Source organism: Streptomyces sp. NPDC054770 (genome assembly GCF_053611985.1).
The window spans coordinates 47,732-62,693 of the sequence record NZ_JBSHBL010000010.1; the positions used below are offsets into that span (position 1 = coordinate 47,732).

Genomic DNA, 14,962 nt, shown 5'->3' on the forward strand with positions numbered 1-14,962 from the left:
CCTCACACCAGGTCGCCCACGCACCCCGGCACGGCCGGTTCGGGGTCGGCGGGCCGGCCACCGCGGGGGCGCCGCGGTACCAGCAGGACCGCCAGTGCTCCGCAGGCGATCAGGGCGACGCCGGTCCACACCGCCGGAACCATGCCGTCCGTGAACCGGTCCGCGGTGGTGAGGTCGCCGTGCGCGGAGAACACCGAGGCGAGCACCGCGATGCCGAGCACACCGCCGAGTTCGCGCAGCGCGCTGATCGCCCCGGAGGCCATGCCGCGCTCCCCGGCGTCGACCGCGCTCATCACCATGTTCGCGGTGGGCGTGAAGTAGAAGGTCATGCCCAGGCCGCACAGGACCAGGGCGGGAATCAGCGACGGATACGAGACCCCGGGCGAGACCCGGGCGGCGATCCACCCCAGTCCGAGGGCCTGGAAGGCCAGGCCGAGTGCGACGACGGTCCGGCTGTCGACGCGGTCGGAGACCAGGCCCACCAGGGGCGCCACGAAAACGGGCACCGCGGTCCACGGGAGGATCCGCAGACCCGCCTCCAGGGGCGTGTAGCCCAGTGGCCCCTGGAGGAACTGGGTGAGCAGGAAGACCGACCCGAACATGCCGGCGAACATCAGCAGCCCGGCGCCGTTCATCGCACTGAACGTCCGGTGGCGGAACAACTTCATCGGGAACATGGGGTGTTCGACCCGCAGCTCCCGCAGGACGAAGGCGGTCAGGACGGCCGCGCCGCCGGCCAGCGACAGCAGGACGCGCGCGCCGGTCCAGTGGTCCGCATGACCGTTGATGATGCCGAAGACGATCCCGAAGAGCCCGGCACTGGCCAGGACCGTGCCCACCAGGTCCAGGCGGGGGCCGGGGCCGTGGCTCTCGGTGAGCTTCCACCGGGCGACCGGCAGCACCACCGCGCCGATCGGCACGTTGATCCAGAAGATCCACTGCCAGCTCAGGTGCTCCACCACCGCTCCGCCGAGGAGCGGGCCCATGGCGATCGCGACGCCTTCCACGGCGCTCATCGCGCCCAGCAGCGCACCGCGTCGCCGTTCGGGCGCCGCTTCCGTGAGGATCGTCAGGTTCAGCGGCATCAACAGCGCGGCGCCCAGGCCCTGCACGGCGCGGGCGGCGATCAGGGCGCCGATGCCGGGGGCCAGCGCGGCCGCGGCCGACGCGACGACGAAGACGCCCAGCCCGATGCCGAACATCCGCCGCCGGCCGAACCTGTCCCCGAGGGCCGCGCCGGTCAGCATCAGCACCGAGTAGGTGAGGGTGTAGGCGTTGACGGTCCACTCCAGTTGCTGGATGCTCCCGCCCAGGTCCCCGCGGATCGACGGCAGGGCCGTGATGACGACGAGGTTGTCGAGCGACACCATGGCCACGCCCAGGCCACAGCAGAAGAACGTCCACAGCACGGTCCGTTGCCGAACACTCATGTCCACCTCCGTGGTCGGAATGGCTGCGCGGGCACCGGCGTCATTTCCTCGCCCGGGCCCTGCGTCATGGGGCCGCGCGTCCGCACCCGGTTCGTCGCGGGTGAACGCGCGGCCCGTGGGTCGCAACCGCGGTGCCGGGGGCTCAGGGCGCGTCGCGGTCCACCGCGGCCAGCGGTGCCCGGCCCGCACCGCTACCGCGGGCCAGCCGCAGGAGTTCCGGCAGCAGCGCCCCCAGTTCCACCGGCCACCGCGCCCGGGTGCGCCACCGCTCCCCCAGCGGCCTGGCCTGCTGGTGCACGTCGAGCCGGACCTCGGGCCGTACCCGCTGCCCGGCCAGCAGCCGGACCACCATGTGGGAGCTGAGCACGCCGAACGCCATGGCCGTGTAGGCGACCTGCGGAAAGCTGTAGTCGGTCCGGGCGTGGTTGGCCCGGATCTCGGCCAGCATGTCGGTCGGCACGTGCCGCAACGGCACGGCCCGGCGCAGCAGTTCCCACATGTCGTGGCGGTCCGTGTCGTGCGGGGCGATGGCCCCCGCGAACGGTTCGCGGACGTGGCGGTAGTCGTAGCAGCGGACGTACTGGGTGCCCGCCATGTCCCAGCCGGTGATCAGGGGAAGCCTGCGCCGCACGGCGTGGTGATGCAGCAGGAGTTTGGCCCGCCAGCCCTCGGGGGTGGTGACGTCCACCCCGTCGATGATCACCTGGCAGGAGGCCGTCAGCCTCTCGACGGTCTGCCGGGTGACGCCTTCTGTGCAGACCTCGACCGAGGCGTGCGGGTTGATCGCCCGAACCCGGTCCCCGGCCAGCGCGGCCTTGTTCCTGTCGAGGTCGGCGACGGTCGCCGACTGCCGGTTGAGGTTGTTGAGTTCGTACGTCCCCGGGTCGGCGAGGACGAACTTCTGGAGGCCGAGCCGCGTCAGTGGTTCGACGGCGGCGCCCCCGATCGACCCGCAGCCGGCCACCAGGACGGTGGCCGTGCGCAGCGCCCACTGGTCGGCCTCGGGCACCACGCCGGCGTTCCGGGCGGTCAGTTCGGCGTAGAACCCGGCCTTCGCCGTGGGCCCCGCGGTCGTCTCGGGCATCGGTTCCCGGTCGCCGTTCGTCACCTGTGGGCTCCTTCTCGTGCGGGATCGGGACGGTGTCCCGTACGCCTCCTGCGGGCGGCCAGGGTGGTGATCACGGCCTGCCACGAGGCCAGGTCGCTGGTCCCGTCGAGGTAGGAGCGGACCACGTCGCGGTACCAGACGATGTCGGCGGGGACCGGGGCGGCGAACGGCTTGGCCACGACCGTCTGCCGGTAGATCGGCGCCATGGGATCCGATTCGCAGAGGTACGGCGACGTGCCCTCGACGACGTGCAGGTCGAAGCCGGCCAGCCGCAGATGCCGCAGGGCGACGTGCTCCTTGGCGTCGCCGAGTACGACGCGCACGCCGTCGCCCAGGGTGAGCAGCGCCTCGCCGATGCCGAGCATGAGGTGCCAGGGGACCCGGGTGTGCTGCTCGTCCCGTGGCATCGTCTGGTCCCGCAGGAACCGCTTGAACTCGAAGGCCTGGTGGGTGCCCAGGCCGGGCCGTGCGTACCGGCCCAGCAGGTCGATGCCGTGGGCCGCCTCCGTCGGGAACGGGGTACGGCACGCGGAGTCCAGGGGCAGGCTCTCGGTGTCGGCCGAGCAGGCCAGTCCCACGTAGCCGCGGATCTTCCCGGAGCGGGCGCACAGGGTGACGGTGTGAATGCTCTCCACGGACGAGTGCGGCAGTGGCTCGTGGAACGCGGCGGTGCGGTGGACCGCGGCGGCGGAGATCCAGTTCAGCCGGAGGTACTGGGCCAGGCGGAACCCGAGCATCCCCTTGAGGTAGCGGGAGGGGAACTGGCTGTCGCGGCCGGTGACGGTGACCAGTGCGGCGTGCGGGTCCTCGACGAGGGAGAGCGGTTCGCCCCTGAACTCCGTGGGCAGCCGACGGTAGCTGAGCCGGTCGTGGAGCCCGATGATGTCGCGGGCGTAGCGGCGGGCGCGGGGGTCCCGGGTGCCGGCGGGGTCGGCGGCCGAAGCGCCGACGGGCTCCGGGGCCGCAGTGGCGGCGGGCTCCGGGACTGGGGTGGCGGCGGGCTCCGGGACCGAAGTGGTGGCGGGCTCCTGGGCCGGGGTGGCGGGTAAGGCGGGGCCGGTGGCTCGTCCGGCGGCGCTCACCACTCGTCCCGCTCGGCGTAGAGGCTCTCGGTGATGGCGAGCGCCAGGACCTCGGGGGTGCCCTCGTAGATCCGGGTGCCCAGCGCGTCCCGCATCATCTTCTCCACTCCGTAGGAGCGCAGATAGCCGCGGGCGCCGAGCAGGGAGAGGGCCGTCTCCGCCACGTCGATCGCGGTCCGGTCCGCGAACAGCTTGGCCGCGGCCGGTTCGTAGACCGGTGGTGGCAGTTCGTTGTCGACCTTGTCCGCCGCCCGCAGGTACAGCATGCGGGCGGCGTCGACCCTGGCCGCCATGCCGGCCAGCTTCGCCGCCGTGAACTGCTGGTCCTTGAGGTGGCGCCCGCCCTGGACGCGTTCACCGCACCACGCGACCGCCTGTTCCAGGGCGCTGCGCGCCACCCCCGTGGAGATGCCGGCCACCGCGGCGCGCGCCATGTTGCTCTGCGCCATGTTGATGGCCATGCCCTCGCCCTCCGCGCCGACCAGGTATTCGGCGGGCACCCGGACGTCGTGGAACTCCAGCTCGCTGCCCAGACATGCGCGGTATCCCATCTTGTCCGCCACGGGTCCGCGGACCACGCCGGGCAGGTCGAGGGGAACGATGAAGGAGGTGAGTCCGGTCGCCCCCGGGCTGCCCGCCATGTTGGCGAACACGGAGGCGAACGCGGCGACCTTCGCGTTGGTGATGAAGCGCTTGCGGCCCGTCAGTACGTACGCGTCGCCGTCCCTGCGGGCGGTCGTGACATTGCGCGCGTGCTCGGCCTGGTCGGGGACGATGAGGTCGCAGCCCGCGTCCTCCTCGGTGACCGCGTTGCAGGCGAGGACGGGTTCGTCGCCGGAGAACAGGGGCAGGAAGCGGGCCTGCAGCCGCGGATCGCCGGACAGCAGGATCGGCGCCTGGCCGAGCAGGGTGGCCCCGAAGACCAGTGCCGTGCCCGGGCAGATCGCGGCCACCTCCTCGAGGGCGGTGGCGACGCCCAGCATCCCCACCCCCAGGCCGCCGTATTCCTTCGGAATCGCCGCGCGGGTGAGACCGATCCGGTGGCCGTGACCGACGAGGTCCCAGTCGAAATGCGCCGCCGGTTTCTGGTCCAGTTCCTGGACACGGGGCTTGACGATGTTCCGGGCGAATTCCTTCGCGGCCTCCCTGAACTGGTCGACGCCGTTCGGCAGTACGTCGAAGTTCAGCGCCGTCTCGGACACGGATTCAAAGAGAGCGGTGTTCACGTGCGGTGTCACTCCTTGTGCGTCGGTTCGGTGTTCGGGACGGCTTGCCCCGCGGCGGCTCACGCGCCGATGCCGGCGGCGGCCGCGATCTCGGGGTACCGGTCGAACGCGGGGCGCAGCATCGGCACCAGTTCCAGCACCTTGGCGACCTTGCCGCGGATCCGGAGCCGGCCCGTGGCGATGGCGACGGGCACCATGAGCTGCCCCATCCACAGCGCGTGGGCCGTGTCGCAGGACATCCGGAGCGTGATCGCCGCCGGCCCCGCCTGCTCCTCGCCGACCCGGACGCCCTGCGGTGTCACGAGGATCTCGCAGTCGGGCTTCGTGTGGAGGAGCCGCACGGACAGCCCCTCCCGCCGGGCCTTCGCCACGAAATCGTCGTCCTCCAGCAATACGGTGAACAAACCACTGAAGACCTTCACGGCCATTTCACCGGACGGAAAGACGGACATGTTCCCCCTTCGCTCTTCGCTCGTTTTCCCTGCGCGAAAGCGCCCACGAAAGAACGTTAAGGGCCGTCACGGCCTGCATCCACCGTGCCAACACAATGCCGAAGGGAAGCGGACAGGACATGGAAAGGAGGCGCGAGAACCGGGCGGCGGAGAACAGATACCGGAAAGGAAATTCCCTCAGGAGGACCCGGACGATCTGATCCAGCCCAGCGACCGTTCGACGGCCCGCTGCCAGTTGTCGTACTCCGACTCGCGGTGGCCGGGGTCCATTCCCGGCAGCCATCGGGCGGCCGGGTGCCAGTTGCGGCGCAGTACCTCCAGGTCCGGCCAGTAGCCGGCGGCGAGCCCGGCGGCGTAGCCGGCGCCCAGGGAGACCGTCTCGGAGACCATGGGCCGTACGACGGGCACGTCGAGCACGTCGGCGACGAACTGCATGAGCAGGTTGTCCGCGGTCATGCCGCCGTCCACCTTGAGCTCCTTCAGCGGTACCGAGGAGTCGGCGTTCATGGCGTCTACGACCTCACGCGTCTGCCAGCCCGTGGCCTCCAGGACGGCCCGGGCCAGGTGCCCGCTGGTGATGTAGGAGGTGAGGCCGACGATGACGCCGCGGGCGTCGCTGCGCCAGCGGGGTGCGAACAGGCCGGAGAAGGCGGGGACGATGTAGCAGCCGCCGTTGTCCTCGACGGTCCGCGCCAGCGTCTCGATCTCCGGCGCGCTGCTGATCAGTCCCAGCCGGTCCCGGAACCACTGGACCAGTGCGCCGGTGACGGCGATGGACCCTTCCAGGGCGTAGACGGGTTCCCGGTCCCCGATTTTGTAGGCGACCGTGGTGAGCAGTCCGTGGCGGGACCGTATGACCTCGGTACCGGTGTTGAGCAGCAGAAAGCTGCCGGTTCCGTAGGTGCACTTGGCCTCTCCCGGGGCGAAGCAGGTCTGGCCGAAGAGGGCGGCCTGCTGGTCGCCCAGTGCGGCGGTGATGGGAACGCCGGGAAGCAGCGCGTGCGCCTCGTCGTACCTCTCCGCGTTGGATCTGATCTCGGGCAGCATCGGGCGGGGCACGCCGAAGAAGGCCAGGAGTTCCTCGTCCCAGGTGAGGGTGTGGATGTTCATCAGCATGGTGCGGCTGGCATTGGTGGCGTCGGTGATGTGCAGTCCGCCGTCGACGCCGCCGGTGAGGTTCCAGATCAGCCAGCTCTCCATCGTGCCGAACAGCACCTCGCCGTCCTTCGCGCGCTGTTCCAGGCCTTTGACGTGGTCGAACAGCCAGCGGATGCGCAGCGCCGAGAAGTAGGTGGAGGGCGGCAGACCGCACCGGTCGAGGAAGAACTCCTCTCCGGGCCGCTCCCTGAGCTCCTCGACCAGCGGCGCCGTGCGGGTGTCCTGCCAGACGATCGCCCGGCCCAGCGGCGCTCCGGTACGCCGGTCCCAGAGCACCGTGGTCTCCCGCTGGTTGGCCAGCCCGATGGCGGCGACCTGTCCCGCGTCGACGGCCGTACCGGCTCCGGACGTGGCCTCGGACACCACCCGTCGCAGGTTCTGCCATATCTCGACGGCGTCGTGCTCGACCCAGCCCGGCCTCGGAAAGTGCTGCTGGTGCTCCCGCTGCGCGACGGACACCAGCCGCCCGCCCCGGTCGAACAGGATGCATCGTGTGGAATTGGTGCCCTGATCGATGGACATCACATAACGCTCCACCATGATCGGGTCCGCCTTCCGATGGGTCGCGGAGGGAGCAGGGGGCTACCAGCGCGCGGCGCCCAGGTCTCTGGAGATCGCCCGTGCCGCCTCGCGGAGCAGCGTGATCAGGCCGGGCCGGGGGTGGCCCTGGCTGTCGCAGACCCTCTCGACCGGGCCGGACAGCCCGACGGCGCCGACGACGAGGCCGCCGTGCCCCCGGATCGGCGCGGCGAGACCGGCCTCGCCCATGCTCATTTCCTGTATCTCGGCGGCCCAGCCCTGTTCCCGGACCTCGGCGAGGGCGCGGGTGAGCTGTTCCTGGGTGACCAGGGTGTGCCGGGTGTACGCCTCGAGGCCGGATTCCACGGCGGAGTCGAGGGGTGCGGTCCCGTAGGCCAGCAGCACCTTGCCCAGCGAGGAGGCGTGCAGCGGCAGCAGCGAGCCCACGTCCAGGGTCTGGAGCGTGTCGTCCGGCCGGAACACGTGGTGGACGACCAGGACCATGTCTTCCAGGGGCGTGCCCAGGCGCACCGCCTCCCCGCTGCGGGCGGCGAGGGCGTCGGCCCAGTTGATGGACCTGGATCTGAGCTCGTTGACGTCGAGGTAGCTCGTGCCCAGGTGCAGCAGGGCGGCGCCGAGCTGGTACTTCCCGGTCGTCGCGTCCTGCTCCACGAAGTCCACGTGCTGGAGCGTGCGCAGAATGCCGTGAGCGGTCCCCTTGGCGAGCCCGAGGGAGGCCGCCACCTCCCCGAGCCCGAGTCGGCGGGGCCCACCGGCGAGCAGGCGCAGGATCGCGGCCGCCCGTTCGATGGACTGGACCGGACCGGTCATGAATCGAGCCTATTACCGTCTCGGCAGGTCTGCCGTGCGTGCGCAGGGCGCCGCGGCGGCGGGGAGCACGGCGGCGTTCGGTAATGCCGACCCACGTTCATTGACCGACCCCGCCCGGCTGCTTAGCGTGCATTCAGGCCCGGCAACGTGCCGAGGCGCGCGATGCGGGGGCCTGTGACCCTCACCCCTGGAGACACGAGATGGCGGTACAGCTGAACATGCGGGTGCGGGAGGCGAGCGAATACGTCTTCCCGGTGCCGCCCGTCGCCGGTGCCGTCCCGGACATACGACGGCGGGCGGGCGCGGTCCTGGCCGCCTGGCAGGTGTCCCCGGACGTTGTCGAGGACGCACTGCTGGTGGTGTCGGAACTGCTCACCAACGCGATCGTGCATGCCCTGCCCCCGGCGGTGCTGCGGCTTTCGTGGCTGCGGGACGCCGGTCTCGGGACGCTGCACGTCGAGGTCACCGACTCGGGTCCCGCGCGGACGGCGGGACAGCCGCCCGCGGGGATCGATCCGGACGAGCACGGCCGGGGCGAGGGAATCGTCCACGCGCTGGCGACTCGGTACGGCATACAGATCCGTCCGGGCGCGGTCACCCGCTGGGCCGATCTCGTCGCGGTGTGAAACGGCGGGGGTCCACTCCGCCCGGCCCACCTCCCGTCAGCGTCCACGTCCCGATGAGAACGCGGGATCCGTCTGCCTACCGCCCTCGGAGCCGACGACCGCGGACCGGCTGCGCGACACCACGGAAACGGCGCCGCACTCCTCAGGCCCCTCAGGCCCTTCCGGCTCCGGAAGGGCCGTTTCGCGTACCTCCGATGCGGACGGGACCGGTTCGCCCGCGTCCTGCATACGCAGCAGGAGCAGCGCCGCGTCGTCGTGCAACCGGCCGCCCACATGCGCCAGCAGTTCTTCGTGGACCGCCGAGAGGATGTGTTCCGGCTCGCCGGACACATGGCGGGCCACTCGCTCGGCCAGCGGGTAGAAATCCTGAGCACGGTCGCGGGCCTCGATGACCCCGTCGGTGTAGAGCAGCAGCTGGTCGCCGTCGGAGAAGGGCAGGATCTCCAGGCAGGGGGGCTCGCCGACGAGGGCGCGCAGGCCGAGGGGCGGAGCCGGACGGGTGGCCTCGACCGCGATGACGCCTCCTGACCCGGGCATCAGCAGGGGCGGTGCGTGTCCGCAGTTGACCACCTCGAGTTCCCCGGGGCGCGGGTGTCCCACGACCACCGCGGTCACGAAGTCGTCGGGCCCGAGGTTGCGTGCCAGGCTCCGCTCGATCCTGCCGACGACGGCGAGGAGATCGGGCTCGTCGTACGCGGCCTCGCGGAAGACGCCGAGGACGAGTGCGGCGATCTCCACCGCCGGCAGTCCCTTGCCGCGTACGTCGCCGACGATCAGCCTGACCCCGTGCGGGGTGGGCACCAGGGCGTAGAGGTCACCGCCGATCCTGGCCTCCGCCGCCGCGGCGCTGTAGCGGACCGCCACCCGGAACGGGCCGACGGTCTCCGGGATGGGCTTGAGTACGGCGTGCTGGGCGGCCTCCGCGACCGAGCGGACGGCGGCGAGCACCCGTTCCCGGCGCCCGCGCAGTGCGCTGGCCAGGGCGCTCGCCAGGGTGACGGCCAGCACTGCCGAGAGCACGGCCGCCGTTTCGCGTCCCGGACCCGCCTCCTGGATGCCCAGGGTCGCGCCCAGCACCGCGGCGAGGAATCCCACGCACAGGACGCCTCGGGGACCGTTGGTGCTGGCGGCGAGAGCCGGTCCGGCCGCCAGCAGCGGCAGCCAGAACATCCCGGATCCGGCGAAGACGTCGACGAGCGCGATGCCGGAGACGATCAGAACCGGCACCACGGGCATGCCCACGGCCAGTTGTGAGGCGGCGCGCCTGGGGACCGGCGACCCCAGGCCGGGCACTGGTTTCCGGAGCGGCCGCAACGGCCAGTGGTTGCCACCATGGTCTCGCGCCTGCCTCATGTCTCTGTCCGCAATCCTCGCTGATACGAGCCTTAAGCCCTACTTGTCCTTTTCATCCAGGAAAGAGGTTCGGCCCGCAAGCCACAAGGAGACGGATTTCAGATAGTGAGCGAGAGGCCCCTCGTCACACGGTCCGCGGCCGCGAGCAGCCGGGCCCTGGCCTCCGGGAGGCGGGCGATTCGCTCCGCCGGGAGCGAGACACCGAGCGAGCCGAGGATGTCACCGCGGTAGATGGGCACGGCGACGCACACCGTGCCGAGCGAGTACTCCTCGAGGTCCGTGACCGCCGGTGCCATGGGCGAGGCGTCGAGGTTCCGGAGCAGTTCCGGGAGGCTGGTGATGGTCCGTGGCGTCAGGTCGGCGAGATCGTGCCGGGAGAGGTAGTCACGGCGGGACTCCTGGTCCAGTTCGCGCAGTACGGACTTGCCCAGTGCGGTGGCATGCCCGGCGTCCTCGAATCCCACCCAGAGGTCGACCCGGGGCGCGCGAGGGCCGTCGACGATCTCGGCGACGCTGATCTCGCCCTCCTCGTAGAACGTCAGGTAGGTGGCGGTGACCAACTCGTCGCGGAGCGCGGCGAGCGTCGGCCGGACCCGGCTGAGCAGGGCCTGGGTGTGACCCGCGGTGTGCAGCGTCTGCATCTTGTCACCCAGGACGAAGCCACCGTCGTGCAGCTTCCGCACGTACCCGTCGTGGACCATGGTCCGCAGCAGGTGGTAAGCGGTGGCCAGGGGCAGCCCCGTCTCGCGCGCCAGCTGCTTCGCGGGGGCACCGTTCTCGTGCGCGCTCACCGCCTCCAGCAGCCGGAAGGCACGCTGTACGGACATGATGAGCGTGGGACTCTCATGAACGCTCATGCCACAAGCGTGCCCCCGACACCCGGCACGGGCAAGACGCGGAGCTCCGGCCCGCCGACCACCTGGACCGGGGAAGAGACGGATGACGCCGCCACCGAGGTGGGCGCGGAGCTCTTCGCCGACCCGGCCGCCCCTGGAAAGCGGTCACATCACGGCGTCGGTCCGGAGCGGGCCCGCGGTGACGCGGAGCGCCCGGACACGCACCGGCTCTTCCTGGTCGAGGTAGAAGATGTGCATGAACGGGGCGCGCACCACCTGGTCCGGCTCGCTCTTCTTGGCCATGGTCGCCTCGCCACGAAGCAGGCGGACGCCGTCGCCGGCGGCCCAGTACTCCAGGACCTCATGGGTGATGTCCAGCGGTGCGTCGATCTTGACGAAGAAGGCCTTGATGGCCTCGACACCGTGAACGTGTGCGGTGCCGAAGTACATGTCGGTGTCCTCGGTCACTGGCGCGAAGCCCTCATCGAAGTCCAGGGTGTCGATGGCTTCCATGAACTTCAGGACCCAGTCGGGTACGGCCTTCGCGTGTGCGGTGTCTGACATGGTGGTGGTCTCCTGATCAGGCCGCGGTGGGCAGGGCGCCGAGGAACGCGTCGATTTCGGCGTTGACGGCCTCCGGGTTCTCACGCGCGGCGAGGTGGGCCGTGTGCTGCAGCACGCGGAAGGTGCTGCCCTCGATGGCGTCGGCCATCTTCCGCACCACGTGCACGGGGAACTGGCTGTCCTCCTCGCCGGCGATGATCAGGACGGGCACGTTCTGGATGGTGTTCAAGCGGCGGTGCTCGTCCTTACGGCCGATGAGGATGCTGCGCAGCGCCCAGGCGACCGACTTCGGGTCGTCCCGCAGGACGAAGTCGGTGAAGTCGAGGAATTCGGGGTTGGTCGCCTCGGCGGTGGGGCCGGCGAACGCGCCGCGCGCGGCCTTGGCGGCCAACGGCGGCATCTTCGCGTGCAGCGAGAGGTAGGCGGACAGCGCGGTGGCCCAGATGCTCTCGAACATGGTGGGCAGGGATGCGGTGCAGTTGATGCCGATCGCCGCCGCGGTGCGCTGCGGGTGATAGGCGGGGAAGACCCCGGCGAGCATGCCGCCCCAGCTGTTGCCCACGAGGATGCACCTGTCGATGCCGAGCGCGTCGAGTATCTCCACGAGCGCGTCGGAGCAGTCCTTGAGGTCGATGAGCCTGCGCAGAGCGTCGGACTTGCCGTGGCCGGGGCTGTCGACGAGGACGACGCGTTGGGTGGGAGCGAAGTGCTCGTACTGGTACTGCCACATGGTGCCGTCCATCATCAGACTGGGCCAGCACACCATGGCCGGGCCGTCAGGGCGTCCGCCGACGCGGACGTTGACGAGTCCGAGTGAGGTGGGGATCAGCTTCTCGGTGAGTCCCTCGAGCCAGTTGATGGTCATGATCGGTCCTCTCCGCAGTCAAGGAGAAATGCAAGTCCGTCACTGGTAGCGTATGGCTACTAGTATCAAGATGCAACCAACCATGCAACCAACCACTTCCTGCGTCACGTCACATCGATCGGGGTGATCAGCGAGGTCCGTCCTCGGCGGGCACCGGCTGCAGGGCAGAAGCCTCGACCGGCCGATGGCAGCTGCTGCACGCGAGGTACGGGTCGGTCGGATTCCCGCACTCCGTGTGCATCAACAGGTGACGTGTACTGTCGCCGTCCGCCGCGTTGGCTTCGGCCCACCGCGTGATGGTCACGATGGCGGGGACGACGAGTTCGCGGGCGCTGTCGGTGAGCTGGTACTCGTACCACGGCTTGTCCGGCCGGTAGGCGTGCTTGGTGAGCAGCCCCAGCTCGGTGAGGCTGTTGAGCCGCGCGGTGAGGATGTTCGCCGAGATACCGAGCGCCCGCTTGAGTTCACCGAACCGGCCGACACCGAAGAACACCTCACGCAGAATCTGGTAGTTCCAGCGCTCGGAGATCGCGGCCAGGAACTCCTGCCCGTGCTGGAAGGTGACGTGACTCGTACGTTCGGACACGGCTTCTCCTCGTCGACTACCCGGTACCAGTGGTATTGAATTGCAAGTAGTCCTCCAATGTTACTAGTGAACCTCTTGCAGCCGTCGGCGACGCGGACGACCAGCCGAGGGTCCGCCTGGAAGCAACTGCGGCACGACGCCACCAACGACGAGATGGCCGACGTCATCGGCATGTTCGCCAGCTATCCGGGCACGCCGCGCGCGGTCAACGCGCCCAAGGTGCTCCGCGATGGCGGCAGTCTGGACCGGCATCGGCAGCCGCACCATCGCCCTCAGGAATCGCGGGCAACGTTCGCGGATGCGGTCCGGGCAAGGGTGTCCGCCACCGTTGTGCATGCGAGCCGGGCCACGGAGCGCAGCTCGGCGTCCGAGGTGCCGGCACGGCTCAGTACGGCCAGCGACTGGTTGACGGCGACGACGAACATGGCGAGCTCGTCGAGCGTTCGACTGTTGGCAGGGGAGTCCGCCAGTGCGGCGCGTATCCGCCGGCGCTGCATGTCGAGCAGGCCACGCACCCGCACGCCGCCCTCCTCCGTCAGCGTCAGTGACTGCGCGGCGGACTGGGCGATGAGGCACCCCACGGGGACCGACGGGTCGGCGATACGGCCCAGGACGACGTCGAAGAACGCCTCGACCGCGCGCACCGGATCTCCGGGATGCGCCGCGAGCGCCTGCTCGTACTGCGCGCCGTAGATCGACGAGTAGCGGTCGAGGCACTTGCCGAAGAGCGCTTCCTTGTTGCCGAAGGCGCCATAGAGGGAGCCCCGGCCGAGGCCGGTGGCCGAACCGAGGGCATCGAGCGAGGCGTCCGCGTATCCGCGCTCCCAGAACACCCGCATGGCCTGGTCCAGCGCCGCACCGATGTCGAACTGCTTGCGGCCGGACATGGCGTGCACCTCCTCCTTCACGTCCCTGTCGCGTCTGCGCTGCGAGCCTACTCTCATCTTGGATCGATCGGTCGAATTATCTTTGACCGGTCGATCCAAGATGGTTAACGTGGAGGTCTCGGTTCTCGCACTCGAAAAGCCGCACGATGATCGACGACATCGCGCCAGACGTCCGCGTACAGGCCGTTCCGCCCGTCGACGGACGCCGGGCGCGCGCCGGGTTCTGACTGTTCGCCTACACCGGCACGATCGTGTCCACGCTGGCCCTGGGACTCCTCGGCCAGACCATCGACCAGAACGAAGGTGGGCACGCACTCCGGTCGAAAACCCCAGATGAGTTCATAATGGCGCCGTAAACCATAAACATGCCAATTGAATATTTATAGGATCCGGCAACGACACGGACATCGAGCGCCATTCAACGAGCACACCCAACACCGATGAAGGAAAACCATGACCGATCCTGCGATTACCGCCCGTTTCTCCGACAACCCTGTTCGCGACCTGCCGTTGCACGACCTGGCCGGATTCACCCACCGCTGGGTCGACGCGGACGGAATCAGACTTCATGCCGTTGAGGGAGGCCAGGCGAACGGCCCAGCCGTGGTATTGCTCGCCGGATTCCCGCAAACCTGGTGGGCATGGCGAAAGGTGATGTCCCAGCTGGCCGACCGATTCCACGTCATCGCGATCGACCTGCCGGGCCAGGGCCACTCCGAACGCCCGGACGGCAGCTACGACACGCACACGGTCGCCGAGCACGTCCACGACGCGGTGAAAGTGCTCGGGGTTTCCACATACTGGTTGGCCGCCCACGACATCGGCGCGTGGGTCGCCTTCTCCCTCGCGTTGAAGTACGAGAGCCGGCTGCGTGGCGTCGCACTGCTCGACGCCGGAATCCCGGGCATCACGCTCCCCGACACCATCCCGACCGACCCCGAGGTGGCGTGGAAGACCTGGCACTTCGCATTCCATCTCGTGCCCGACCTGCCCGAGACACTGCTCTCAGGCCGCGAACGCGAGTACGTCGGCTGGTTCCTGAGGGCCAAAACCCTCTCCCCCGACACCTTCGACGACGCCGAGATCGAGCAGTACGCCGCGGCCGTCGCCGCTGACGGCGGACTCCGCGCCTCCCTGGCCTACTACCGAGACGCCGCTGAATCGGCTCGGAAGAACCACGAGGCCCTTGAACAACAGCACCTGACGGTGCCGGTTCTCGGGATTTCCAGCAGCCACGGCTCCATCCCTGACATGGCAGGTTCCCTCCGGTTGTGGGCCGACAACATCACCGGGATCGTCGTGCCGGACGCAGGGCACTTCATCCCGGACGAACAACCTGACGCCGTCGCCGCCGCTCTGGCCGGCTTCCTCGCCCAAGGCGACTGACGCCGGCCGAACCTGCCCGCCAGGCGTCCTGCTTGTGCCGGCTCACCGCGAAC

15 protein-coding genes are annotated in these 14,962 nt (G+C 69.8%); 2 read left to right on the forward strand and 13 right to left on the reverse strand.

The window, feature by feature from the left end:
- Positions 1-2: 2 nt before the first annotated feature.
- The 7 genes from ACWGKQ_RS11860 to ACWGKQ_RS11890 form a co-directional block, all read right to left on the reverse strand.
- A complete protein-coding gene (locus tag ACWGKQ_RS11860) occupies positions 3-1,430 on the reverse strand; it encodes an MFS transporter (RefSeq protein WP_453291749.1) in 1,428 nt (475 codons plus the stop codon).
- A 142-nt stretch (positions 1,431-1,572) separates the two neighbouring features.
- A complete protein-coding gene (locus ACWGKQ_RS11865) occupies positions 1,573-2,538 on the reverse strand; it encodes a HesA/MoeB/ThiF family protein (RefSeq protein WP_453291750.1) in 966 nt (321 codons plus the stop codon).
- Positions 2,535-3,620: a hypothetical protein gene (locus ACWGKQ_RS11870; protein ID WP_453291751.1), complete on the reverse strand. Its 1,086-nt coding sequence runs from the start codon at positions 3,618-3,620 to the stop codon at positions 2,535-2,537. The genes ACWGKQ_RS11865 and ACWGKQ_RS11870 overlap by 4 nt, the downstream gene beginning before the upstream one ends.
- Positions 3,617-4,846, reverse strand: a complete 1,230-nt coding sequence (locus tag ACWGKQ_RS11875) for an acyl-CoA dehydrogenase family protein (RefSeq protein ID WP_453291752.1) — start codon at positions 4,844-4,846, stop codon at positions 3,617-3,619. The genes ACWGKQ_RS11870 and ACWGKQ_RS11875 overlap by 4 nt, the downstream gene beginning before the upstream one ends.
- A gap of 59 nt (positions 4,847-4,905) precedes the next feature.
- On the reverse strand, positions 4,906-5,298 hold the full coding sequence (locus tag ACWGKQ_RS11880; protein ID WP_453291753.1) for an SCP2 sterol-binding domain-containing protein: 393 nt from the start codon (positions 5,296-5,298) through the stop codon (positions 4,906-4,908).
- Positions 5,299-5,475: 177 nt separating this feature from the next.
- Positions 5,476-6,996 (reverse strand): glycerol kinase GlpK, encoded by a 1,521-nt coding sequence (glpK, locus tag ACWGKQ_RS11885; protein ID WP_453291754.1) that lies wholly within the window; start codon positions 6,994-6,996, stop codon positions 5,476-5,478.
- A gap of 42 nt (positions 6,997-7,038) precedes the next feature.
- On the reverse strand, positions 7,039-7,806 hold the full coding sequence (locus ACWGKQ_RS11890) for an IclR family transcriptional regulator (RefSeq protein ID WP_453291755.1): 768 nt from the start codon (positions 7,804-7,806) through the stop codon (positions 7,039-7,041).
- 200 nt (positions 7,807-8,006) lie between these two features.
- On the opposite strand from ACWGKQ_RS11890, the gene ACWGKQ_RS11895 reads away from it, so the two are divergent.
- Positions 8,007-8,432 (forward strand): ATP-binding protein, encoded by a 426-nt coding sequence (locus ACWGKQ_RS11895; protein ID WP_453291756.1) that lies wholly within the window; start codon positions 8,007-8,009, stop codon positions 8,430-8,432.
- Between the two features lie 36 nt (positions 8,433-8,468).
- Here ACWGKQ_RS11895 and ACWGKQ_RS11900 read toward each other — a convergent pair whose 3' ends face one another.
- The 6 genes from ACWGKQ_RS11900 to ACWGKQ_RS11925 all read right to left on the reverse strand — a co-directional run bounded on the left by ACWGKQ_RS11900 (position 8,469) and on the right by ACWGKQ_RS11925 (position 13,523).
- Entirely contained in the window at positions 8,469-9,668 is a 1,200-nt protein-coding gene (locus ACWGKQ_RS11900; RefSeq protein ID WP_453291889.1) for a PP2C family protein-serine/threonine phosphatase, read from the reverse strand.
- A gap of 215 nt (positions 9,669-9,883) precedes the next feature.
- Positions 9,884-10,642, reverse strand: coding sequence for an IclR family transcriptional regulator (locus tag ACWGKQ_RS11905; protein WP_453291757.1), 759 nt, complete (start codon positions 10,640-10,642; stop codon positions 9,884-9,886).
- 144 nt (positions 10,643-10,786) lie between these two features.
- Positions 10,787-11,185: a nuclear transport factor 2 family protein gene (locus ACWGKQ_RS11910; protein ID WP_453291758.1), complete on the reverse strand. Its 399-nt coding sequence runs from the start codon at positions 11,183-11,185 to the stop codon at positions 10,787-10,789.
- 16 nt (positions 11,186-11,201) lie between these two features.
- Entirely contained in the window at positions 11,202-12,050 is an 849-nt protein-coding gene (locus ACWGKQ_RS11915; RefSeq protein ID WP_453291759.1) for an alpha/beta fold hydrolase, read from the reverse strand.
- 127 nt (positions 12,051-12,177) lie between these two features.
- Complete coding sequence (locus ACWGKQ_RS11920; RefSeq protein ID WP_453291760.1) at positions 12,178-12,636, reverse strand: winged helix-turn-helix transcriptional regulator; 459 nt, start codon at positions 12,634-12,636, stop codon at positions 12,178-12,180.
- A gap of 272 nt (positions 12,637-12,908) precedes the next feature.
- A complete protein-coding gene (locus ACWGKQ_RS11925; protein WP_453291890.1) occupies positions 12,909-13,523 on the reverse strand; it encodes a TetR/AcrR family transcriptional regulator in 615 nt (204 codons plus the stop codon).
- A gap of 453 nt (positions 13,524-13,976) precedes the next feature.
- Here ACWGKQ_RS11925 and ACWGKQ_RS11930 point away from each other — a divergent pair, with 453 nt between their 5' ends.
- Positions 13,977-14,909 (forward strand): alpha/beta fold hydrolase, encoded by a 933-nt coding sequence (locus ACWGKQ_RS11930; RefSeq protein WP_453291761.1) that lies wholly within the window; start codon positions 13,977-13,979, stop codon positions 14,907-14,909.
- Positions 14,910-14,962: the final 53 nt, after the last annotated feature.